General features: G+C 53.2%; 16 protein-coding genes. 15 read left to right on the top strand and 1 reads right to left on the bottom strand.

What is annotated here, in order from left to right; translation table 11 throughout:
• The first annotated feature begins 18 nt into the window (after nt 1-18).
• The 3 genes from NSS83_RS10230 (at nt 19) to NSS83_RS10220 (ending at nt 5,728) form a co-directional block, all read left to right on the top strand.
• A complete protein-coding gene (locus tag NSS83_RS10230) occupies nt 19-1,515 on the top strand; it encodes an extracellular solute-binding protein (RefSeq protein ID WP_341348181.1) in 1,497 nt (498 codons plus the stop codon).
• 95 nt (nt 1,516-1,610) lie between these two features.
• Entirely contained in the window at nt 1,611-2,546 is a 936-nt protein-coding gene (locus NSS83_RS10225) for a TIM barrel protein (RefSeq protein ID WP_341348180.1), read from the top strand.
• Nucleotides 2,547-2,563: 17 nt separating this feature from the next.
• Nucleotides 2,564-5,728 (top strand): alpha-mannosidase, encoded by a 3,165-nt coding sequence (locus tag NSS83_RS10220; RefSeq protein ID WP_341348179.1) that lies wholly within the window; start codon nt 2,564-2,566, stop codon nt 5,726-5,728.
• Nucleotides 5,729-5,730: 2 nt separating this feature from the next.
• Here NSS83_RS10220 and NSS83_RS10215 read toward each other — a convergent pair whose 3' ends face one another.
• The gene (locus tag NSS83_RS10215) at nt 5,731-6,513 is read right to left on the bottom strand and encodes a helix-turn-helix transcriptional regulator (protein WP_341184551.1); all 783 of its coding nucleotides are present in this window, start codon (nt 6,511-6,513) and stop codon (nt 5,731-5,733) included.
• A gap of 187 nt (nt 6,514-6,700) precedes the next feature.
• On the opposite strand from NSS83_RS10215, the gene NSS83_RS10210 reads away from it, so the two are divergent.
• The 12 genes from NSS83_RS10210 (at nt 6,701) to NSS83_RS10155 (ending at nt 22,947) form a co-directional block, all read left to right on the top strand.
• Entirely contained in the window at nt 6,701-7,714 is a 1,014-nt protein-coding gene (locus NSS83_RS10210; RefSeq protein ID WP_341185238.1) for a cellulase family glycosylhydrolase, read from the top strand.
• A gap of 257 nt (nt 7,715-7,971) precedes the next feature.
• Nucleotides 7,972-9,918, top strand: a complete 1,947-nt coding sequence (locus tag NSS83_RS10205; RefSeq protein ID WP_341348178.1) for an alpha-L-arabinofuranosidase C-terminal domain-containing protein — start codon at nt 7,972-7,974, stop codon at nt 9,916-9,918.
• 358 nt (nt 9,919-10,276) lie between these two features.
• Nucleotides 10,277-10,852: a TetR/AcrR family transcriptional regulator gene (locus tag NSS83_RS10200; RefSeq protein WP_341348177.1), complete on the top strand. Its 576-nt coding sequence runs from the start codon at nt 10,277-10,279 to the stop codon at nt 10,850-10,852.
• Between the two features lie 64 nt (nt 10,853-10,916).
• The gene (locus NSS83_RS10195; RefSeq protein ID WP_341184554.1) at nt 10,917-11,528 is read left to right on the top strand and encodes a GNAT family N-acetyltransferase; all 612 of its coding nucleotides are present in this window, start codon (nt 10,917-10,919) and stop codon (nt 11,526-11,528) included.
• A gap of 150 nt (nt 11,529-11,678) precedes the next feature.
• Entirely contained in the window at nt 11,679-12,857 is a 1,179-nt protein-coding gene (locus NSS83_RS10190) for an ROK family transcriptional regulator (protein WP_341184555.1), read from the top strand.
• Nucleotides 12,858-12,900: 43 nt separating this feature from the next.
• Nucleotides 12,901-13,884 (top strand): ROK family protein, encoded by a 984-nt coding sequence (locus NSS83_RS10185; protein ID WP_341184556.1) that lies wholly within the window; start codon nt 12,901-12,903, stop codon nt 13,882-13,884.
• Nucleotides 13,885-13,894: 10 nt separating this feature from the next.
• Complete coding sequence (locus NSS83_RS10180) at nt 13,895-15,097, top strand: MFS transporter (protein WP_341348176.1); 1,203 nt, start codon at nt 13,895-13,897, stop codon at nt 15,095-15,097.
• A gap of 18 nt (nt 15,098-15,115) precedes the next feature.
• The gene (locus NSS83_RS10175; protein ID WP_341348175.1) at nt 15,116-17,365 is read left to right on the top strand and encodes a helix-turn-helix domain-containing protein; all 2,250 of its coding nucleotides are present in this window, start codon (nt 15,116-15,118) and stop codon (nt 17,363-17,365) included.
• A gap of 348 nt (nt 17,366-17,713) precedes the next feature.
• The gene (locus tag NSS83_RS10170; protein ID WP_341348174.1) at nt 17,714-19,306 is read left to right on the top strand and encodes an extracellular solute-binding protein; all 1,593 of its coding nucleotides are present in this window, start codon (nt 17,714-17,716) and stop codon (nt 19,304-19,306) included.
• 132 nt (nt 19,307-19,438) lie between these two features.
• Complete coding sequence (locus NSS83_RS10165) at nt 19,439-20,305, top strand: ABC transporter permease subunit (RefSeq protein WP_341018635.1); 867 nt, start codon at nt 19,439-19,441, stop codon at nt 20,303-20,305.
• Between the two features lie 27 nt (nt 20,306-20,332).
• Nucleotides 20,333-21,205 carry a carbohydrate ABC transporter permease gene (locus tag NSS83_RS10160; protein ID WP_341184560.1) on the top strand — a complete coding sequence of 291 codons (873 nt, stop codon included), beginning with the start codon at nt 20,333-20,335 and terminating at the stop codon, nt 21,203-21,205.
• Nucleotides 21,206-21,213: 8 nt separating this feature from the next.
• Complete coding sequence (locus NSS83_RS10155; protein WP_341348173.1) at nt 21,214-22,947, top strand: hypothetical protein; 1,734 nt, start codon at nt 21,214-21,216, stop codon at nt 22,945-22,947.
• Nucleotides 22,948-22,968: the final 21 nt, after the last annotated feature.

Raw genomic sequence — 22,968 nt, 5'->3', positions numbered from 1 at the left:
GAAAAGGGGACAAGAGATATGATCACATCATTTACGAAGACTAAAAAATGGATCGCCATAGCCGGTATTGCCAGTATGTCCATCACGATGCTGGCTGCTTGCGGCAATAAGGAGACTACCTCTGCTGCGGTAAATACAGATGAAGAGAAGCCGCTTGAGCTGAGTGTTATGATGATTCAACAATTGGCGGAGCCGCCGAAGAATGACAGCCCGATTCTGCAAAAAATTCAGGAAGAGACCCATACCAAGCTGGATATCACCTGGGTGCCTGCTTCAAGCTACGATGACAAGGTTAGTGCTACCATTGCAGCCGGAACCATGCCTGACCTGCTGCTGATCCGCAGAAACAAAGAATCAGCCATGCTGCAGGCGCAGAATGCCGGTGTATTCTGGGATCTTGCCCCGTACCTGAAGGATACGAAGAATCTGAAGAATATGTCAGAAGTAAGCAAAAATAATGCTACGATTGACGGCCAACTCTTCGGAATTCCCCGTGAGCGTGTGCTGGCCCGATATGGGATGATCTTTCGTAAAGACTGGCTGGATCAGCTGGGGCTGCAGCCTCCGAAGTCGGTGGATGATATCTATACGATTGCGAAAGCGTTTACCGAGAATGACCCGGACCAGAATGGCAAGAACGATACCTTTGGAATCCAGGAAGACAGTACGATGGAGCTTCTGAAGCAGCTGGCTGTATACTCCGGGGGTGCCAATGGCTGGGGACTGAAGGACGGCAAGATTATTCCGGATTTCATGTATCCTGATTTCAAGGCTTCGCTGGATCTGTACAAGAAAATGATTGATGAGAAGCTGATCGGCGCAGATTTCCCGATTGCCAAGAAATATGAGTATTTCAATCAGGAAAAAGCGGGCATCTATTTCGCGGTGCTGGATGACGCTATCGTCCGGCATACAGATTTAATGAAGCAAAACCCTGCTGTAGTAGTAGATATTGCCCAGAATTTCGAGGGTCCGCAAGGCGAGCGGGCTAGAGCCACTCTCGGTTATGACAATATTCTCGCCATTCCAAAATCCAGTGTACCGGATGAAGGGAAGCTCAAACAGATTATTGCCTTCCTGGATCAATTGGGCGAAGAACCGCTTCAAAGTCTGTTAATGTACGGCGTAGAAGGCACGGACTACACTGTGGAAGACAATCAGGCGGTTATTATTGCCGGCTCCAGCGGCAGCGGAGACTGGAAAAATTTCAAATGGGATGACCCCTATGCCGGTATAACACCGAAAGAGACTGAGATTGAAGCGAAGGTGAAGAACACCATTATTAGTAACAGCGGCATTGCAGTTATTGATTATAGCGCCGGGCTGATCTCAGCAACAAACACCGATAAAGGAAGCGAGCTCAGAAAAGCCATTACAGATGCCCAGGTCCGGTACGTGCTGGGCGAGCTGGATGACAAAGGCTGGGAAGACGCGATTGCTAAATGGCGGAGTAGCGGCGGAGATCAGATCATTGAAGAATTCACAGCTAATTATAATGAGACGGCCAGTAAATAAAGATGCAGGACAGCTAACCGCATTATGGAAATCCGCCTGGACTTTTGGCGGATTTCTCTTTTTACAAGAGTTGTGCACAGAAAGGAGTCTGAGCTATGGAGGATAAGGGCGATTATTCGTTCTCTACCTGCTGGAATATTAAGCAACAACAGAGCGGACGCAGATTAATTGAAGAGATTAAGGAATTAGGCTTCCGGCATGTGGAATTGAATTATAATGTGACCAGAGAGCTGCTCAGCAGTATTGAACCGATGATAGACAGCGGTGAAATCAGTATATCGAGCGTGCATAATGTATTTCCGTATGTGAGTGATAAGGATTATGACACAGATTCACTGTTGCTTGGCTATAAGGATGAATCGAAGCGGCGGCGTGCTGTGGAGCTGCTGATCACATCGGTTGAGTATGCCCGCCGCTATGGTGCGAAAGCGGTTGTCGTGCATCCGGGTGAGGTTCCCTTTGACTACAATATTGATCATGAGCTTAAGCAGCTATATCAGGAGTATGGACCGGGCTCGCCGGAGTATCAGAGGTTATGGAGACAGATGGCTGATGTTCGTGAGCAGCATAGTCCTGCTTATTGTGAACGGATTCGCGGCAGTCTGGAAGAGGTCAGTGAATATGTGGCCAAGAAGGGCTGGCAGGTCACAATCGGCATCGAGACCCGTTCACGCTGCTACCAGATTCCAACCTTAAGTGAGGCTAAAGCCATTTGTGACAGCTTAAAGGGAAGTCCGGTTCGTCTATGGTATGACATTGGACATGCCACTATGATGGACCGGATGGGCTTATATTCCAATACCGAGGAGCTGGACGATCTACTGCCTTATATCTATGGGGTTCATATTCATGAAACGTTAGGGCTCTCGGATCATTGGTGTCCGTATGTGCACAGTAATGATCCGCAATCCTTCGACTTCTATCTGAAGGCTATTGAAGCAGCAACCTTGAAGGTATATGAATTAAAGGCGGCCTGTTCGGCGGAGGATATTCAACGCAGTCACCGCTTGATTACGGGGAAGTTACATTAGAATATGGAGGAGTGGCCATGTGGTGGACTGTGGAGAAGCTGGGGGCCCGGATTGCTGAGCTGGAGGATCTCCGGTACAGAGAGAGAAGAGAAATGAAAGGGCTATTAATGAAGCGGGATACGGCTGGAAGCGCTGGTGCATACCCTGATGAGTCCGGTGAATGGATTCCTGTTACGCTTGGAGACAGGTGGAAGGGAAAGGACGAATACTACTGGCTGGCCGCTAATGTGGACATTCCGGCGCAATGGCTGGGGAAAATAGTAGTGGCACGCTTTGAGCTGGGAACGAACGGCGGCGGGAATAATAGCGGATTCGAATCGCTGATGTTCCTGAACGGAAGCCCATACCAGGGGGTGGACAGTAATCATGGTGAAGTGAGGCTCCCGGATGGATTATGCGGAACAACAGCTGCGCTGCACTTGAGAATGTGGTCAGGACTTGGCGGCTATCAGCCGGATGCGGTAATGGAGCACCAGCTTAGCCGGGCAGAGCTGTCTGTGCTTGATGAGGCTGCGGATGACCTCTATTATACGGGGAAGGCTTGTCTGGGTGCGGCCGCTTCAATGGCTGATCATCAGGCCGAACGTCACGCCCTGCTGCAGCTGCTGGATCAGGCATTCAGAGCGTTGGACTGGTCAGAACCGGGAGCGGAAAGCTTCTATACCTCTGCCGGAAAAGCCTTAACCCTGCTGCGGGCAGGTCTCGCCGCGTTGCCCAAGCATAGTGCAGTCACGGTTCAGTGTATTGGGCATACGCATATCGATGTCGCCTGGCTGTGGAGGCTGAAGCATACACGGGACAAGGCGGCCCGTTCCTTCTCCACAGTACTTCGGCTGATGGAGCAGTATCCGGAGTATGTATTCTTGCAGACCATGCCGCAGCTCTATGAATATATCAAGGAAGATTATCCGCAGATCTATCAGGAAATAAAGCAAAGGGTGGCAGAGGGCCGTTGGGAGGCAGGGGGCGGGATGTGGCTGGAAGCCGACTGTAATCTGACCTCTGGTGAATCGCTAGTACGGCAATTACTCTATGGAACACGTTTTTTTCAAAAGGAATTTGGAGTGGAATGCAAATATCTGTGGCTCCCTGATGTATTTGGATACAGCTGGGCTCTTCCGCAAATCTTGAAAAAGTCCGGCATAGAGGCCTTTATGACGACGAAAATCAGCTGGAACCAATATAACCGGATGCCGCATGATACGTTCAAGTGGCGGGGAATAGACGGGACAGAGATAACAACGCACTTCATCACGACCCCGGATTCGGGGGCGAGCGAGGGAGCTTTTTATTATACGTACAATGGTTCGATTACGGCGGATAGTGTGCAGGGAATCTGGGAGAGCTATCAGGATAAGGCGCTGAACCAGACCTTGCTGCTTGCCTACGGATATGGGGACGGCGGTGGCGGAGTAAACCGTGAAATGCTGGAGATGCGCCGCAGGCTGGACGAGATTCCGGGGATGCCTAATGTGACTACAGGACGGGCAGATGATTATTTCCGGGAGCTGGAACAGAGGCTGGAGGAATCGGAGCAATATATTCATGTATGGGACGGCGAATTATATCTGGAGCTGCACAGGGGGACTTACACGAGTCAGGCGCATAACAAACGGATGAACCGCAAGCTGGAGCTTATGCTGCGCAGAACCGAATGGCTGAGTGTACTGGCCTATGCCCAAGGCAAAGCGCCGGCAGCTTATCCTGCAGGCACTATCGCAGATATCTGGACCATTGTGCTGCGAAATCAATTTCATGATATCATCCCAGGCTCCTCCATCCGGGAAGTGTACGAAGATAGCCGGGCAGAATACGAGACAGCCGAGAGGCTGGCTTCGGAGGTCTGGCGGAGAGCGGCCGCAGCATTCATTCTTCCTCCAGCTGCGGGCAAGGCGGTTACCGTGCTTAACAGTGCATCATGGGCAAGGGACGGGCTGGTCTGCCTAAAGCAAGGCGAAGGAGGGGAGGTTTCGGAGCTCCATACCTGCTGGAATGATTCGGCAGGTGCCCGCCTGCTTACCCAGCGTACCCATGACGGGAACCTGCTGGTATATGCGGAAGCGTTGCCTGCGCTTGATTACGTTACCTGGACTGCAGCAGCACCAGAGACGGCAGTGTCTGTAATAGCGGATCATGATCCGTTTAACTGGAAGACAAACGGAATAACAACTCCGTTTTACGATATAGAGTGGAATGAATCCGGTCAGATTACGCTGCTCTACGACCGCCAGTGCGGGCGCACTGTACTTGAACCCGGACAATGCGGCAACGTTTTGCAGACGTTTGAGGATAAGCCCAAAAGCCGACATGAAGCCTGGGACATCGATATCTTTTATACAGAAAAAATGGAGACCGTTACCGGGCTTGAAGCGGTCACACTGCTGGAGTCAGGGCCGCTTCGCGCCGTCATTCATTTCTGCTGGATGTACAAAAACTCAAGGATAGAACAAAGAATGATTGTATATACCCGCAGCCGCCGGATCGATTGGGAGACGGAGCTGGACTGGCATGAGCAGCGGCGTCTCTTGAAGGTAGCTTTTCCGGTGCAGATCCGTGCTGTGGAAGCTACCTATGATATCCAGTTCGGGAATGTGTCGCGGCCTACACATTGGAATACCAGTTGGGATGCTGCCAGATTCGAGACGGTGGGTCATCAATGGGCAGATTTATCTGAACGGGGTTATGGAGTCAGTCTGCTGAATGATTGCAAGTACGGATACGACATTAAGGATGCTGTGATGCGTCTTACGCTGGTCAAATCGGCTATGGTTCCCGATCCGCAGGCAGATCAGGGAAGGCATATATTCACATATGCATTGCTGCCGCATGAGGGGGACTGGATCGAGGGCTGTACCGTACAGGAGGCCTGGGATCTGAACGACCCTCTACAGTACGCCGCCGGAGCATCCGAGCTCTCCAGACAGGGATTTCTGCAAATCGACTGCGATCATATTATGGTGGATGCTGTGAAACTGGCAGAGGAGGGCGATGCGGTCATTATCAGATTGCATGAATTCACCGGGCGCCGCGGGACAGTGGTCTTGAGCACAGAATGGCCGGATGCGGTCTGGCAGGAGTGTGATCTGATGGAGCATCCGGTTGGAAGCCCTTCCTGCGGTCAGCGTTATGAAACAGAAATTACGCCATATGAAATTAGAACATTGAAGCTAAGGTTCTTGTAAAGCTATGTTACGAGTTCCCTGTACTGTGACGGCGTCCGCCCTGTCTGCTGCTTGAACTGGCGCATGAAGTGGATCTCGCTGGCGTAGCCGCTCATTTCGGCGATTTTTTTGACAGAGATGTCTGTGGTGGTGAGCAGGTACTTGGCATGTTCGATCCGGCTGGCAATGACGTCGGCCATCGGGCTTACGCCGAAGTAGTCTTTATATAGGTGCTGGAAGCAGGAACGGCTCATGGTCAGCTCGTGGGATAGTCCATCTATCGTCCAGTTGAGGAAGGGCTGGTTGTAGATTTTGGTGCGGATAATGGACATCTTGTTGTAGTGCGTGTTGCCGACTTCCTTCTGGGTCGAATGAATCCGGTTGCTGAGCTTAATGAAGAATAGCCGCAGATATAATTCAATCGTCTCGTCCTTATGCGGGTTCTCGGAATAAGCCTCATAGCACAAATGGTTAATGATGATCGACAGCTCGTTCAGATCGCCAATCGGGATCACTTCATCCCTGGGGATCGCCAGCCGGTCCAGCAGCGCTTCATCCCCCGGGTTGTCCAGCCGGAAATGGAACCAGTCATTAGTGAACTGCGGCCCATGCGCCCGGTAGAGCTGGGGGGTGTGCTCGCTATATAGGATAAAGGAATCCGGTCCGGTGACCCGGCTCTCTCCCTCCAAAGTGAAGATGGCCGGGGTTTTCAGCAGCAATAGCATATGGTCGCCCGAGCCCTGGGGCCGGTTAATGATGAAGTCCGCGTCATGGCTGTGGTTGTAGCCGATATTGTGTATGTTCATAGAAGCCTCCTGCGCAGCAGATAGGTCTATTGTAGAAGCTTAGAGTGCCCTTTGTAAATGAGGATTGCACAATAAGTTAGTACTTACGCACGATGTGTAATTGTTCTGCGGCCAGGGTTTATCTATGCTTAAGACAGGTAGCAGTAAGAGCTTACAATGCAGGCTGAGGCCGGAGAGGATGATCGTGATGAAAGAATGGACGGGTTATACCAGAGGGGTGAATCTTGGAGGCTGGCTGTCCCAGTGTCCGTATCAGCATGCCCATTATGAGAGCTTCATTACGGAGAAGGATATCGAGACGATTGCCTCCTGGGGTCTGGACCATGTCCGGCTTCCTGTGGATTATGAAGTGATAGAGGATACGGGGAATGCTGAAACTTACGCCGGTTTCAAGCATATCGACAATTGCATCCGCTGGTGTGCTGCCCATGGGCTGAATCTCATTATTGATCTGCATAAAACGCCCGGCTTCTCCTTCAACAGCGTGGCCGAGAATTCCCTGTTCGATGATCCGGCGCTCCAGGAGCGGTTCCTGAATCTGTGGAAGGCAATTGCCAGCCGGTATGCCAGTTATAAGGATACTGTGGCTTTTGAATTGTTGAATGAGATTGTGGAGCAGGACAGCAGCCGCTGGAACGCACTGGCCCACCGGACAATTGCCGAGATACGCAAGCACGCCCCGGAGACCAAAATCGTTATCGGTGGTATCCAGTGGAACAGTGTGCATACGCTGGAGCTGCTCGATCAGCCCTATGACGAGAATATCGTGTACACGTTCCACTTCTATGAGCCGTTCCTGTTCACACACCAGCGTGCGGCTTGGGTGGAACAGATGCCTAAGAGCAGTATGGAGTATCCGGGTGACCTTGCGAACTACCGCAGCACTTCGGCGGCCATTGGTGCTTTTGGCTCCGGGCTTCATGCCGAAGGTATCCAAGAGATGGGTCCGGCGTACATGACCAGCTTGATTCAGAACGCCATCGATGTGGCAGCGGAGCGGAATGTGTATCTGTACTGCGGGGAATATGGAGTCATTGAACAAGCCCCGTCGCAGGGCGTGGTGAACTGGTACCGGGATGTGCATGGAGTGTTCGAGCAGTACAAGATCGGGCGGGCCGCGTGGACGTATAAAAAGATGGACTTCGGCATCTCCGACCGTTACGACAGCAGCATTACGTCTGAGGTTATTTCATATTTGTAGGCGGCTAATAATAAGAAGCACTTAAGAGATTTAGCAAAAAGCGTAAAGAAACGGAGGGGGAATTTGGAACTGGAGGAGCGGCAGCGTTCGCCTTTGTCTGCGGATTTCCACCGCGAACAGCGGTATACAATCAAGAAATCTGCAGAAGGGCAGCGACCGGAAGTCCAAATGTTCACCGCAGTGACGATAGCGCTTCCAGTCAAACTCTTTAAGTGCGTTTAGTTTTTTATTACTCTTTTCTAAGTGAGGTCTTATAAATGAAACTACAAATCACAGATAAATCCGGTGTGCCGATCACCAAGGGGATGATAGGGCTCTTCTTCGAGGATATCAACTACGGGCTGGACGGCGGGCTGCATGCCGAGATGATTGAGAACCGTTCCTTTGAATTCATGAAGGCGCAGGGCGACAGGGGGAGCTACAGCGAGAGCCATGACGGTCTCTATGGCTGGACAGCATATCCGGCAGAAGCCAGCGGGGCCACCCTGAAGATTGAGACGGAGCATCCGCAGAATGAGGTCAATCCCCATTATCTGGCGTTTACCGCCGGGGAGACGCAGAACGCTTTTACCAATAAGGCCTATGATGGTGTGTCTCTGAAGCCGGGACTTACGTATGAGGTATCCTTCTATGCCAGAGCGGAGGGGTACGCAGGGGGCATTGAAGTTTCAGTTGAGACAAGCGGTACAGTTATGGCGCAGGCTGTCATCACCTCAGCGGTAGGGGAAGAGTGGACACGCTATACGGCGCAGCTTAGCAGCAATGAGGCTGTATCGTATGGGGATTTCGTCATCCGGTTGGATGCGCCGGGCACGGTCTGCTTCGACTTTATTTCCATGATTCCCTCCGATGCGGCGCTGGGTCTGTTCCGCCGGGATCTGGTCGGGCTGCTGGAAGAGATGAAGCCGGGCTTCCTGCGCTTCCCGGGTGGATGTATTGTTGAGGGCTATAACCTGGAGAACCGTTACCAATGGAAGCGGAGTGTGGGCGCCGCCGAACAACGCAAGAATAACAGCAGCCGCTGGGCGCTGCACGGGAATAATGAAGAGAATCAGTACACGAGCGAGTACAGCCATTATAATCAGAGCCTGGGAATCGGGTTCTATGAGTATTTTCTGCTGTGTGAATACCTGGGAGCGCGGCCGATTCCGGTGCTGAATGTCGGGCTGGCCTGCCAGTTCCAGTCTACTGAGCATGTGGGCGTACATGATGATGATTTCCAGGAGTATATCCAGGATGCGCTGGACTTGCTGGAATTCGCCAACGGACCGGTGGATTCACCGTGGGGACGACTGCGGAGTGAGATGGGGCACCCGGAACCATTTGGTCTGGAGATGATCGGGATCGGCAATGAACAGTGGGAGACGGAGCATGCGGACTTTTTCACCAGGTACGATCTGTTCGAGCAGGCGATTCATGCAGCGTACCCGGCTGTGCAGCTAATCGGCTCTGCCGGGCCGGATGTCAGCTCAGATAACTACACCCGGGCGTGGGAATATTACCGGAAGCGTGCTGCGGGCAATCCGAATTTCGTCTATGCGGTCGATGAGCATTATTATGTGAAGCCGGAATGGCTGTGCGAGAATGTGCATTTCTATGATAAGTATCCGCGGGATATCAAGGTATTCGCCGGGGAGTACGCAGGCCATTATGGCAACGGGATGAATTCGCCGCACTTCAACAGCTGGGGCGCTGCGCTGGCCGAAGCCGCATTCCTGACGGGCCTTGAGCGCAACGCTGATATCGTCGTGCTGGCCTCTTATGCACCGTTGTTCGCCAGACTTGGCTACGCCCAGTGGTCGCCGGACATGATCTGGTTCGATGGTGAGAACAGCTACGGCACGCCAAGCTACTATGTGCAGCAACTGTACAGTACGCTGATGGGAACGAAGGTACTGCAGACGGTACATGACCAGGAGGAGATTCCTTACACTGTATCTTATGATGAGGAGCAGCAGATCCTTTATGTGAAGCTGGTGAACACGCAGGACCGTACCGTTCAGGTGGAGCTGGAGACTGCGCTGTCCTTGACCGGAAGCGGCGAAGCCTATGTGATGCAGGGCGAGGAGACGGAAGTGAACTCGATTGAGGCTCCGCGCAACATCGCGCCTAAGCGTGTGCCGATTGAGACCGCAAGCCGGATGGTTTATACACTGGAGCCGAAGTCGTTCCATGTGCTGCGGATGGAATGCGAGGTAAGGTAAGGTGGGCGAAAGTAGTGCTCGCAAGATCAAATAAAAGGAATATGGGGGAGACGGGAGGTTGCCGTCTCCCCTTCTTTTTCCAGGAGTCAGTTTAATTGTATTCCGTACAGCTAAAAGTAGCCTAAAACCCGGATAAGCTGAGTTAACTGCATTAAACCGCCCATAGAGCCTGAATTGTTCATTTTAGTTGTATGAATTACAGTTAACCTTTGGCTAACGCGCATTGGAAGTTTGACACCACCAACCTCCCGGTATAAAATAAACTAAAATGATAGATAGATATATCATTTTAATTAATTTAGTATCATTAAGTTGACAAAACTATCACTCATCCTACAGCAGAGGCAGGCCTATATTCATGAAAACTAGTGTTAAAGATAACAAACGGAAGGCCATTCTGGATGCATCGACGGAGCTGCTGGCGCTCAAGCCGACGGCTACTCTACAGGAGATCGCGGATCACGCAGGGATCGGCATTGCGACGCTGCACCGTTATTTCTCCACCAGAGAGCTGCTGCTGGATGCGCTGGCGCTGAATGCGATCGGGCTGGTGGAAGAAGCGCTTGGAGGCGTTACCGCAGAGGAGCACGATATGCTCCCATTCCTGACGGAAGTGTTCGAGGTGCTGATTCCCTTGGGTGGTAAGGTGTCTTTTCTCAGCAGCGCCGCCTCCGTGGACGAGAATCCGCATATTGTAGCCGAGGAAGCACGGATCAAGCAGCCGCTGCGGGAAGCGGTGGAGGGCTGGCAGGCACGCGGTCTGCTGAATACCGGAATGACCGCCCACTGGATCATAACGGTCATGTATAATCTGTTGTTCGTTGCCTGGCAGGAGATTCAGAAGGGTAATCTTGCGAAGAATGATGCTCCGAAGCTGCTGGTTACTACAGTCCTCCAAGGCTTCAGCGGAACAGGGCATGGGGACGGCAGGTAACCGTGAAGAGGGCACGTTCACCAAGACGGTAGAATCTGGAACGGAACAATAAGGAGGAATTTGTATGTCAACACTGCAAGTAGAGATCGTGAGCCGCTTGGATGAGGAACAGAAACGCGAAGTCGCCAGGCTGTTTTATCAGGCTTTTACCTTGAAATTCAGCGGAATATGGATCTTCTCCCGTAAAGAGCAGGAGATTGTGGACGTGCTGAGCCGCTGTCTGCATTATGACAAGGCCCTGTATGCGGTGTATGAAGGAAGGGTCGTAGGCTTTGCCGGTCTGGAGACGGGCGTTGGCTTCTTCATGACACTGAATTACCGTTCACTTAGGCAGACCTTCGGGCTGCTCGGCGGCGCTTGGCGCTATGCAGCTTATGGCATCTTCCGCCTGCTTCATGGCAATACCCCCTCAAATGCAGTGCATATTGATCCGCTTGTTGTGTCTGAGCAGGCCAGAGGGCTGGGAATCGGAACCCGGCTGCTGGAGGCTGTCTTCGCGTGGTCCCGGGAGGCGGACCGCAGTAAGGTGCTGCTGGAGGTTGTCGATACCAATCCGCTGGCGAAGAAGCTGTATGAGCGGGTGGGCTTCCGGACCTTCAAGGTGCAGAATACCCGGTTATTCTCCTCGCAGGCCGGCTTCCACAAAGTGCTGCATATGGAGAAAATGCTGAATTAGCCTGGCACGCATTCCCGGTCCGCAGGAGGATCGGGGATTTTGCATTTTATGGGGTGATAGGGTCTGGATAAATCACCCGAAAGATTGTATATTAGACTGTATATTAAGTTAGTAAACTTAATTAACTATGTATAGAACGGAGTATGAATCGTGAAAATTCAAACGGCCGGGACCCCCAAGGTCATGCGCAATCTGAATGAATTTCTGATTCTGGACCGGATCATCGGCGGCGGACCGCAATCCAGAGCGGATCTTAGCCGGTATACCGGCCTAAGCAAGCCTACGGTATCCTCAGCCATTGCTCATCTTATAGAACGCGGACTGGTCAGAGAGACCGGCAGAGCGGAGAACACTCAGGGCCGTAAAGCGACTCTAGTGGAATTCAACCCGAAATGCTTCTATACCCTAGGGGCAGAGGTGGGAGGAAGCAGCCTGCGGATAGCGCTTGCGGATATGAGCGGAGAAATCTGCTATTACAAGCAGCTGTCTATGCCGGAGAGCGGGCTGACAGAGGCGGTGTGTCACGACTTTCTGGTGCAGAGCATAGAGGGACTGCTTGCGGATTCCGGGATCTCCCGGGAGAAGCTGCGGGCCGCGGCCTTCGGGATTCCAGGCGTAGTGGACCCGGCAGATGGCAGCGTATCTGACCTGGTTGCCCCGCTGCGCGGGTGTGAAGGGGTGCTCGCAAGGACTAATCTGGCCCAGCTGTTCCCCGTGCCTGTCGTGACGGAGAATGATGTCAACCTCGCGGCGCTGGCAGAGTATACCTCTTCGGGGATGGAGGCAAGCGGCTCTCTCCTGTACTTCTCCATAGGCGCAGGAACCGGGGGCGGCTTCATTATCCACGGGGAGATCTACCGGGGGCTTGGCGGCGGTGCAGGGGAACTAGCCAATCTGATGCTGAGCGCGGGCAGGCTGGAGGATGTACTATCTACAGACGGATTAAGGCAGCTGGCTAACCGGATGGCAAAAGAACACACAAGTTCAGGTGATTCAGCGTATCTGCTGTCCATACCGGGAGGACCGGTGGAGCAGATATGGGATGAAGTGCGCAGAGGTGAGCCTCTTGCACTTGCTATTATCGAGGCCTATTGCAATCTGCTTGCAGAGGCGGTAGGCAGTATTTGTACCGTGATGGCTCCAACGACAGTGGTCCTTGGAGGCGAACTGGGCAGCCATGGGGAGATCCTGCTGGAGAGGCTGGAATCCCGGCTGGGCGGGCTTCACCGGAAGCCCCGGCTGGCTGCGTCCAGCCACGGGGACAAGGATGTGGTGCTTGGAGCGGTGCAGACCGCGGTCCAATTGGCTTTTCGTGAGATGCGGGCATGAGAAGTATAAGCTTATATTAAATAGAATGACGGGGGAATCCTAGATGAATATGTTAACTGCCGGAATTGATGTGGGCGGAACCAAAACACTGCTATGCCTGACGGATGAAGAAGGAACGGTGCTTGAACAGTACAAGGTGGAGACGCAGCTGAGCCGGGAGCCGGGGGTGTTCTTCCGCTGGTTATTCGCCGAACTGGAGCAGCTATGCAAGCGTAACGGTACTAAGCTCGCTTCTCTGAAGGGAGTAGGCATCGGGTTCCCGGGAGTCATGAATGAGCGCACGGGTACATTGACTAGCGCACCGGCGCTCAATTGGCCTGCAACCGCGGATATCCGTCCGGTAATTGCAGCTTATTATCCCGGACTGGTGGTGCTGGACAATGATGTGAATATGGCGGCTATGGGCGAGTATGCAGCGGGCTCGGCTGCCGGGTCTGAGCATTTCATTATGATTACGGTCGGGACTGGAGTGGGCAGCGCCTTGTTCCTGAACGGCCAGCTCTACCGGGGAGCCAGCTTCGCTGCGGGTGAGATCGGCTATCTCATCGTTGAGCCGGGAGCGGTTCATGCTGCTGCCGATCCGGAGTACAGTGAGTTTGGCCCGTTTGAGATGGAGGTATCCGGCACGGGTATCGGGGCGAAAGCAGCGGCTAGGCTGCACGGGAATAATAGCAGTTCATTGATCCGGGAGCTGGCGCAGGGCGATGCGGTCCGGGCGGAGCATGTATTTGCAGCGGCGCAGCAGCAGGATGAGACCGCACTTGCGCTGCTGGATCATGCGTATGAACAGATGGCGGCGGCGGTCAAGAATATTGCGATTACGCTGGATCTGGAGCTGGTGATTCTGGGCGGTGGTGTCGTGGAGAAGAACCCGGGCTATGTGCAGGAGGTTGCAGCGCGGGTCAGCCGGTATACACCTGAACAATCTTTATTGATCCGGCAGGCGGTGCTTGGTAATCAGGCGGGAGCGATAGGTGCTGCGGCCGCGGCCCGAAGCAGGCTGAACGCAGGAACCGGGCAGAATTGAGGGTATGAATATGAGACGCGGAACAAGTATAATGAGATTCTCTGTAGGCAGCAAGGAGAGCGAGGTCCTGCTGAAGATGCGCGGGCTGTATCTGTTCACAGGTCTGGCCGGGGGCAGCTTCAACCCGTATGTCACCTCCCTTCTGGTTCATCAGGGCATGACGAGCCAGAGAATTGGAGTGATGATGGCATTCGGCACCTTGCTGGCGATTCTGTTTCAGCCGTTATGGGGAATTTTGGTGGACCGCTATCAACGAACAAGACTGGTACTGATGCTTACCCTGATTGTTCCCGGCACCATAGTCTATCTCTACAATGTAAAATGGCTTGTCGTCATTGTACTTGTATACAGCTTGTATACGATTTTTCAGAGTACCCAGACGCCGATTGCCGACTCTTATGCAGTGAATGCAGCTTCAGCCGCAGGTACCTCGTTTGGCACCATCCGCCTGTTCGGCAGTATCGGCACAGCGCTGGGAGGGTATTTCGGCGGACTGTATCTGAACTGGATGGGAGTTGCAGAGCTATGGATTCCCTTCCTGATCTTCAACCTGCTTGCCCTTCTGCTCGTGATTACCATCCCGGTGAATGTGGAGCGGCAGACGCAGCATGTAACCTTCACCAGCGGAATCAGGCAGCTGCTGGGCAACCGGGTCTTTCTGCTGTTTCTCGCCGGCTGTTTTCTGGTGAACCAGACACTTACGGCCTTCAACTCTTTCTTTGTCCTGACCTTCCAGATGGCGGGCGGGAGCTTCGCATGGTCAGGCATCGCCCTGATGATTGCTTCCATTACCAGCGTTCCGGCAATGCTCGTGGCCGCAAGAGTCCTGAAGAAGTACGGCTATGAGAAAACATTGATGCTGGCCTCCGTTGTCTACATGCTCCGCTGGGCGATCCAATGGCTCATTCCTGTTCCCGGTGTTATGATAGGTGTCCAGACACTGCACGGCATGTCGTTTGGTTTCTTTTACATTGCAGCTGTGGAATATGTGGCCTCTATTACGGGCAAAGAGCTGCAAGCCACAGGACAAAGCCTGTTCAATATGGTGTTTGTCGGTCTTGGCGGCATTGCCGGTAACCTGCTGAACGGGTATCTGCTGGAGACCGGCGGCCCGGGGCTGATGTATTTCTCCTGTACGGTGAGCGCCGCGTTAGGTGCATTGCTGCTGTACAGAGTCAAGACCATTTCACATAGGCAGCAGCAGTCTGAATAAGAAGAAGGGGGAAGCTCTATGAAGCGCAGTTGGTATAGTCGGATGCTATTCTCATACTTCCCTGTCTTCCTGCTTGTAGTCACTGTTCTAATCTTCCTGGCCTTCATGGTCATTACGGAGCTGTCCCGCAGCGAGACGCAGAAGGCTAATTACATATCCACCAGCTATGTGGCGGATACGGTGGAGCGGACCTTGAATGATATAGAGCTGGGGGTGCTGCAGGAGATCGGAAATAACTATTCTTATAATGACTTCTTGGATGCGCCCTCCGGTACGGAATCACCGGCAGGCAGCTCATATGAAATTGTGCAGAGTATGAACCGTCTATCTGAACGCTTCAGCCTCATTGATTCAATCTATGTCTACCGTAACAAGGACAAGCTGATGCTGGGCCAGAGCGGATACGTGAATCCGGGACAGGGCCAGGGGCTGGAGGCAGAATATTTGCAGCGCCTCTCCGCGAATAAGCAGCAGCAGGGGTGGAGCGCTGTACGGATGGTTCAGCCCAGGAACTCTCAGGACTTACGGCCGGTGATCAGCCTGGCCAGCAGGCTGCCGATTCCTTGGGGCTCCGACGGTTATATTGTTATTAATGTCAGTGTGTACCGCATACAGCGTCTGGTGGACAGCTTGACGAGTGGAGACCTGTCCTTCCTGCGGATCAAGGATGTCTCGGGGACACCGGTCTATGATTCTGCTCCAGCCGCAGACGGCGGGAATAACAGAACGCTCTCGAAGGTCGAGGCGAAGGATCTCGGCTGGACCTTCGAGAGCGGGCTGCGGGCCGGGCGCTTATTCGACTGGATCTCGGTGATCTCCTACGTCTGGTTCATTCTCGGGCTGCTGACGATTGCGCTGGGCGTAGTGTATATCATCTACATCACCCGGCGGAATTACCGGCCTATCCATCAACTGATGGTGCGGATTCAAGGACTCCAGCCTGCGGCCCAGCATGCCGCGCCTGCTGTGGCTTCCGATGAGCTGGCCCTGATGCATAACGCACTGGACCGGCTGGTGCAGATCACTACCGACTATGAGCGGGAACGCTACGAGAATCTGGTCATTCAGCGACGGGAGCTGTTCCAGGATTTCCTCAGCGGGCAGCGGCTGGAGGATGCGGCAGAGCGGCTGGAGTCGCTGGACCCTTTTGAGGGCACTAGGGAGTTCGAAGCCTTCGTTGTATTCGCAGCCGAGCTGAACCGGGAGAAGGACTGGCGTGCGCTGCCTGCTCAGGATCAGAACCTGCTGAAATTCGCCTTAACCAATGTACTGGGGGACCTGATGGCAGATAAGCAGCTTCAGGCTTGGGCCGAATGGATAAGCGGGGAGCGGCTGGGGATGATTATTGGCCTCCGGTTCCAGCCGGTGAAGGATGACAGCGATACGATGCTGGAGCTGGCAAGAGACTGCCACCGCTGGATTATGGATAATCTGCGGGTATCTCTGACCTTCGGAGTGGGTACGGTCGTCCGGGACTGGCGGGAGATCCGGAATTCTTACGCGGCTGCGGCTGAGGTACTGAGTCACAGGCTGGCCTTGGGGACAGAGATTGCGGCAGTGCAGATGGATCAGCAGGACGAATCCGGACTACAGAGCTACAAATACTTCGGAAGCTTCACCCAGCTTGTCCGTGAATTCCGCCTATCGGGCGAGAACTGGCGAATCCGGCTGGACGAAATCTTCGATTCCTTCCGCAAGGACCGCCTGAAAGACGAAGAGATCTATATGCTGCTGGAAGTGCTGCTTCAGGCGCTGGAGCAGGAGCTTAAGGGCATAGCGGAGACGCTGGACCGTCAGCTTGCGGCAGCATGGACCGGCGGTCTGCGGGAACGCATCCGGGGCAGTACCGATCTTGAAGAGATCCGGGAGCTGCTGACCGGCTGGCTGAATGAAACCTACCATGTCTATGTGTCGGTCAATGAGCTGAAGAGCCACCGGGTAATGATTACCGAGGTTAAGCATTATATTGAAGAGCATTATGCGAATCCTGATCTCTCCTTGAATCATCTGAGCGAACGGTTCCAGATCTCTGCGAAATACGCCAGCTACCTGTTCAAGGAAGAGTTCAATATGAAGTTCGTGGACTTTCTCGCAGAGCTGCGGCTGATGAAGGCCAAGGAACTGCTGGATACGACTTCAGAGAGCATACAGGATATTGCTCTGCAGATTGGATATGCTAATTCCATTACCTTCGGACGGGTCTTCAAACGGATTACGGGCATGACCCCGGGGGATTACCGCAAATTAAAGCTCCATAAAGATGAATAGGCACTGCGTAAATCCGGCTTCCGCTGATTCCGGGTTTGCGCTTTTTTTAATTGCTGGGGGAGATATGGGGCAATGGATGACAAATACATAACATAATAAGTTATATATAAGTTAGGTATTTAGGTTTGTGGATACAATTTTCGTGAAGGATTTCTACGATAATTGTATATTAGGAATGAAAAACGCTGCAATTTCATTGGTTTTTTCATGAAAATTCAATAAGAAACATGTATATTGTCGAATTCCGCAAACGATGTAATAATTCATCACATGGTCAAGCCGTAAGCATCATACAGAGACAACAGGCTGATTGAAATCAGAAATCGAAAGGGATAGGTGACAGGAAATATGACAAATGATAACGGTAAAAGAAAGTTGGCGCTCGGTCTCTCAGCGGTTCTTATGTCATCCATGGTATTGTCTGCATGCTCGTCTAAAGATTCTAATGAAGCAAGCGGCAACGGTGAAGCACCAGCCGGCAGCTTGAAGATTGAAATTTTTGACCGTGGCAATGCGCCGGCCGGTGTTACGGCATCCGACAATTTCCTCACCAATTATGTGAAAGAGAATTTCGGTAAGGCGAACAATATCGATGTGGAATTCGTCCCTATCCCCCGCTCGGAAGAAGTGACCAAGCTTAATGTCCTGATGGCCAGCGGAACCGATGTTCCTGATATCGTCTTCACCTATGACTCCGGGACTTTCAATAAATATGCCGAGCAGGGCGGGCTGACGGATCTGACTCCGCTGCTGAAGGAACACGGCCAGAACCTGACCAAGTTCCTTGGCGAGGATACTCTGCGCTACGGTCAATACGATGGCGTCCAGTATAGCATTCCCGCCAAACGTTCTACCGTAGGTAAATATGCTTCCTTCATCCGTCAAGACTGGCTGGATAAGCTGGGGCTTCCCGTTCCGGCTACCTCAGAGGAGCTGTACAATACACTGACCGCCTTCAAGACCAAAGATCCGGGTGAAACCGGCGGCAAGGTGATTCCGCTGGGCATGACAATTGCTGCGGCGCAGTATGATTTGCTGGTCTGGTCCTTCATTAAGCCGGTCAGTGAGCAGGAGCGCTTCGAGCTTACACAGAACCTGAGCTCCCGCGACTACCCGATTCTGCTGCCTGGATTCAAGGATGCCATTCAATATATGAACAAGCTGTATAACGAAGGGCTGATCAGCAAGGATTTTGCTCTGGACGAGAATAAAGAGACCCTTACGCAGAATATCGGGAACGGGCTTGTGGGCGCATTCAGCGATGATAACGATGCGATCTTTTACCCTGACGGTGCTTATGATGTTATGACGAAGAATAACCCGAAGGCTGTACTGAGCGCCATTGATCCGTTCACGAACAGCGAGGGAAAGATGGCTAAGCCGGTATCTGCTCCGAACGGAATGTACATTATGATACCGAAGTCCAGCAAGCATGCGGTGGAAGCTATTAAGTATCTGGACTGGATGGCTACAGATGGCCACCTGCAATATATCCAGAACGGGATTGAAGGCGAGCATTACACGCTGGAAGGCGGCGTGCCGGTCTCCATTCCGGATATGTCTGTCGAATCCTCCAACAAGCTGTCAGGCGGCGGGGATATCGGGATTATCGCGAACGGACGGATTTTTGAGAGCCAGGAGAAGAATAATGAAGCCTTCGTGAAGAGCTTCCGCACCCAGTATCAGGACATCATCGCGAAATCACTGACGATTTCCACCACTAACCCGATTGAGCCGGTGTTCACCAGCCGTCCGATTGAGGCAGAGAGCAAATACGGCACGACACTTAGCGATAAAATCAAGCAGTTGATGGTCAAATCTACAATGGTCTCCCCAGGCGAATTCGAAGTCACCTATGAGAGTATGCTGAAGGACTACATGTCGAGCGGCGGACAGGCCATTCTGGATGAACGCAAGGCTGCCTACAGCGAGCAGAAATAATTGAATTAGCGGTCTGTGAGGGAGGGGGAGCGGCAGGGCCGCCGGTCTTGGCTGCTTCCCCTTACAGCCTCATGGCATAGTGGAGGAGGAATCGTTGTGGGATACACCCGTTATTTCCGCAGAAATTGGCAGATGTACGCATTGCTGGTCTTACCCATCCTGTTCTTTATTATTTTCAAGTACGGTCCAATGTATGGAGTGCAGATTGCGTTCAAGGACTTCAACTTTTTCAAAGGCATCGGTGGCAGTGAATGGATTGGTCTTGACGGATTCCGCGAGGTATTTGCGAATCAGGACTTTTATATAACCTTACGCAACACGTTGATGCTGAACGTTCTGGATCTGATCGTCTCTTTTCCCGCCCCTTTAATTATTGCGATCATGCTGTTTGAGCTGAAGGTGGTCTGGTTCAAGAAGCTGTCTCAGACGATTCTGTATATTCCGCATTTTATTTCCTGGGTAATCATCGGCGGGATCGTGTACCAGCTCTTCGGCCAGCAGTCGGGGATGATTAACAACCTGTTAACGAGCCTGGGGCTGGATGCCATTCCTTTTCTCTCTGACAAAAATTATTGGCTGATCACCTACCTGCTGACCGGTGTCTGGCAGAGCGCAGGCTGGGGGACGATTCTCTATCTGGCGGCACTCGCGGGCATCAATAAAGAGCTGTTCGAAGCGGCGGAGGTCGATGGGGCCGGAAGAATCAAGCGCATTCTGCATATTACGATCCCGGGAATCAAGCCGACGATTGTTACGCTCTTGATCATTAATCTGGGCAACATGATCTCGATTGGCTTCGAGCGGCCGTTCGTGATCGGTAACCTTGCGGTTATGGAATACTCGGATGTGCTGAGTACCTTTGTCTACCGGATCGGTCTGGAATCGGGGCAGTATACGCTGGCTACGGTGGTTGGGTTGTTCCAGGCGGTGGTCGGACTTCTATTCCTGCTGGCAGCGAACTATATTTCCAAGAAGCTTACAGACGAGAGCATCCTATAATCAACCTTTGGATCGGGAGTGTACATTATGAATGAAAGAGCAGCTAACAAGGCGTTTGATACATGGATTGTGATCTGCTTGACCTTATCGGTGCTGGCATGTCTGATTCCGTTCGTGCATATTCTCGCTGTATCCTTCAGCGGAACGGTCCCGATTGCTTCGGGCAAAGTGACTTTATTCCCTATGGACTTCAATATTGAGGCGTATAAAAAAGTGTTCGGTGATGCCGCGATGATCCGCTCGCTGGTCTTCACGATATTCCTGACGGTGCTGTTCACAGCGCTGTGCATGATGATGACGGTTGCGGCGGGCTACGCCCTGTCGAAGAAGGATCTGAAGGGCCGTAAAATCTTCATGTTCATCATTGTCGTCACCATGTTCTTCAGCGGCGGTATTATTCCAGAGTATATTCTGACACGGGAGCTGCATTTGCTGAATACGATCTGGGCGCTGGTGCTGCCCGGTCTGATCAGCCCCTTCTATATGATTATCCTGATTTCTTTTCTGGCCGGTATTCCGGACGCGCTCAAGGAGTCCGCTGAGATCGACGGCAGCAGCCAGTTCGGGACGCTAATCCGTATCATTCTGCCGTTATCCATGCCGGTGCTTGCTACCCTAAGCTTGTTCTATGCCGTCGGCAGATGGAACGGATTCCAGGATACGCTGATGTATATCACGAAGCCGGAGCTGTATCCGCTCCAGCTTAAGCTCTATCATATGATCCAGAACAGCCAGGTTACCGATATGATGAGAATGGAGGGGAATGCGATCAGCACGGTTGTGCCGGAGAGTCTGAAGGCGGCTACTGTAGTGTTCGCCACAGTGCCTATTCTACTCGTCTATCCATGGCTGCAAAGATACTTCGTCTCCGGTGTGATGACCGGGGCGGTGAAAGGGTGAGCAGACAGATGTTCAAGAAGATAACGGACATTAATGACAAATGGACACAGGAATCCATGGAGCTGCAGATTAATGACCGGGAGAGCCGGTACTTCGGGGGTGTGCGTGATCCGCTGAGCGGCGTAGCCTGGCCGAATCACACCGGCACGGCCCAGTATCTGGCGGCATGGGCGGCTGCGCTGGTGAATGAGCAGTCCCGGTATTACCGGGATATAGTACTGCTGGAGCAGCTGCATGAGGGGATGGCGTTCATGCTGCGGTTCCAGCATGAGGACGGCACGATCTCGCCGGGCTGGACGAATTATCATTCCCCGCCGGATACGGCGTTCGTGGTGGTCGGATTAGCCAATATCCTCACGCTGCTGGAGCGGCAGAGCTGGCCGCCGCTGAAGCCGGTAACGGATCAGATAAGAGTCTTCCTGGAACGGACGATTCCGGCGATGCTGACCGGGGGTGTGCATACCCCGAATCACCGCTGGGTGCTGACTGCCGCGCTGGGGTCTTTATACCGGATTTTTGCCCTGGAGGAGCTGCAGGCAAGAGCCGGAGAATGGCTTCAAGAGGGGATGGACATTACGCCGGACGGCGAATGGACGGAGCGGAGTAACGGAATCTACAATACGGTCAGTGACATTATGCTCTATTACGCCGCGCAGGATCTGAACCGCCCTGAGCTGCTGGAGCCGGTCCGCCAGAATCTGCGGATGATGAAATATCTGGTTCACCCGGACGGTGAGGTGGTCACCGATTATTCGGGGCGGCAGGATTTCGGCAGCGTCTACTCGCTGGCTGACTATTATCTGTGCTATCAGCTGATGGCAGAGCAGGACCGCGACCCGGAATTCGCAGCTCTTGCGGAGCTGGCAAGCCGCTCGGTGATGCATCCGGGCTCGCTGCCCAATCAGATTATGCTGGGATTCCTGCTCTATCCGCAGATGCAGGCGGCCTCAGTCGCGCCGGGAGAACTGCCGGACAGCTACCGCAAGGTAATAGATGGCGCGTTCAACCGTCAGGAGCTGATCGGCCGGATCGGTCAGGACGGCTACGGCGGGCCTGTCCGCCACAGCAAGCAGCATACGGAATTCGGCGCACCGGTTGCCCGGGTACGCAGCGGAGAGACCAGTGTAAGCGTGATGACCGAGGCTTCCTCGCTGTTCTCGCTGCGGCATGGCCGGGCAAGGCTGCTGGGGGTTCAGCTGGCTTCAAGCTTCGGGCCGGGACAGATTACGATGGATTCACTGACAGAGACAGCGGACGGATTCCAACTGGAGTCTGCTGCCGATAAGGGCTACTATGGCACTATTCCCGCAGATAAGCTGCCTCCGCGCACCGGCTTGCCTGCCAGCCCGTGGTATCTGCTGCCTCATAGCGAGCGGCCGCTTACCCATAACCAGACCAGCAGTGTCTGCGTGAAGGTAAGCGAGTGGGAAGCTGGCTGGGATCTGCACTTCTCAGCGCCGTCCCCGGCAGATGTGCTGACCCAGATTGTCCTGCTCTTCGGCAGCGAGGGCAGACTCGAAGGCTCAGCGCTGACGCCGGTACCGGGTATGAGCGAGACATCCTTCTGGACCGCCGGGACGCTGCGCTACAGCTCCGGGGAGGATTGGATGGAGCTTGAGCAGGGCTGTCATGAGCATCATCTGGCCGATATCCGCGGGATGAGCTATCCCGAAGGCTGCCAGAAAGTCATCGTAACGCTCATTACTCCGCTTGAGTATACTCTGCGGATTCGTCTTTCCTGACAGATGCCTATATAATGAAAG

Origin of the sequence: Paenibacillus sp. FSL H3-0469, from assembly GCF_038051945.1 — a bacterium.
Classification (GTDB): domain Bacteria; phylum Bacillota; class Bacilli; order Paenibacillales; family Paenibacillaceae; genus Paenibacillus_AQ.
Note: the sequence above shows the minus strand (reverse complement) of the source record. Positions and strands in the feature narration are given on the sequence as shown.

What these genes read in the sequence shown, in the direction of transcription:
- NSS83_RS10155 (WP_341348173.1), top strand. Translation starts at nt 21,214, where the DNA reads ATGTTCAAGAAGATAACGGACATTAATGACAAATGGACACAGGAATCC.
- NSS83_RS10200 (WP_341348177.1), top strand. Translation starts at nt 10,277, where the DNA reads ATGAAAACTAGTGTTAAAGATAACAAACGGAAGGCCATTCTGGATGCA.
- NSS83_RS10215 (WP_341184551.1), bottom strand. Translation starts at nt 6,513, where the DNA reads ATGAACATACACAATATCGGCTACAACCACAGCCATGACGCGGACTTC.
- NSS83_RS10205 (WP_341348178.1), top strand. Translation starts at nt 7,972, where the DNA reads ATGAAACTACAAATCACAGATAAATCCGGTGTGCCGATCACCAAGGGG.
- NSS83_RS10160 (WP_341184560.1), top strand. Translation starts at nt 20,333, where the DNA reads ATGAATGAAAGAGCAGCTAACAAGGCGTTTGATACATGGATTGTGATC.
- NSS83_RS10175 (WP_341348175.1), top strand. Translation starts at nt 15,116, where the DNA reads ATGAAGCGCAGTTGGTATAGTCGGATGCTATTCTCATACTTCCCTGTC.
- NSS83_RS10225 (WP_341348180.1), top strand. Translation starts at nt 1,611, where the DNA reads ATGGAGGATAAGGGCGATTATTCGTTCTCTACCTGCTGGAATATTAAG.
- NSS83_RS10210 (WP_341185238.1), top strand. Translation starts at nt 6,701, where the DNA reads ATGAAAGAATGGACGGGTTATACCAGAGGGGTGAATCTTGGAGGCTGG.
- NSS83_RS10170 (WP_341348174.1), top strand. Translation starts at nt 17,714, where the DNA reads ATGACAAATGATAACGGTAAAAGAAAGTTGGCGCTCGGTCTCTCAGCG.
- NSS83_RS10230 (WP_341348181.1), top strand. Translation starts at nt 19, where the DNA reads ATGATCACATCATTTACGAAGACTAAAAAATGGATCGCCATAGCCGGT.
- NSS83_RS10165 (WP_341018635.1), top strand. Translation starts at nt 19,439, where the DNA reads ATGTACGCATTGCTGGTCTTACCCATCCTGTTCTTTATTATTTTCAAG.
- NSS83_RS10195 (WP_341184554.1), top strand. Translation starts at nt 10,917, where the DNA reads ATGTCAACACTGCAAGTAGAGATCGTGAGCCGCTTGGATGAGGAACAG.
- NSS83_RS10220 (WP_341348179.1), top strand. Translation starts at nt 2,564, where the DNA reads ATGTGGTGGACTGTGGAGAAGCTGGGGGCCCGGATTGCTGAGCTGGAG.
- NSS83_RS10180 (WP_341348176.1), top strand. Translation starts at nt 13,895, where the DNA reads ATGAGACGCGGAACAAGTATAATGAGATTCTCTGTAGGCAGCAAGGAG.
- NSS83_RS10185 (WP_341184556.1), top strand. Translation starts at nt 12,901, where the DNA reads ATGAATATGTTAACTGCCGGAATTGATGTGGGCGGAACCAAAACACTG.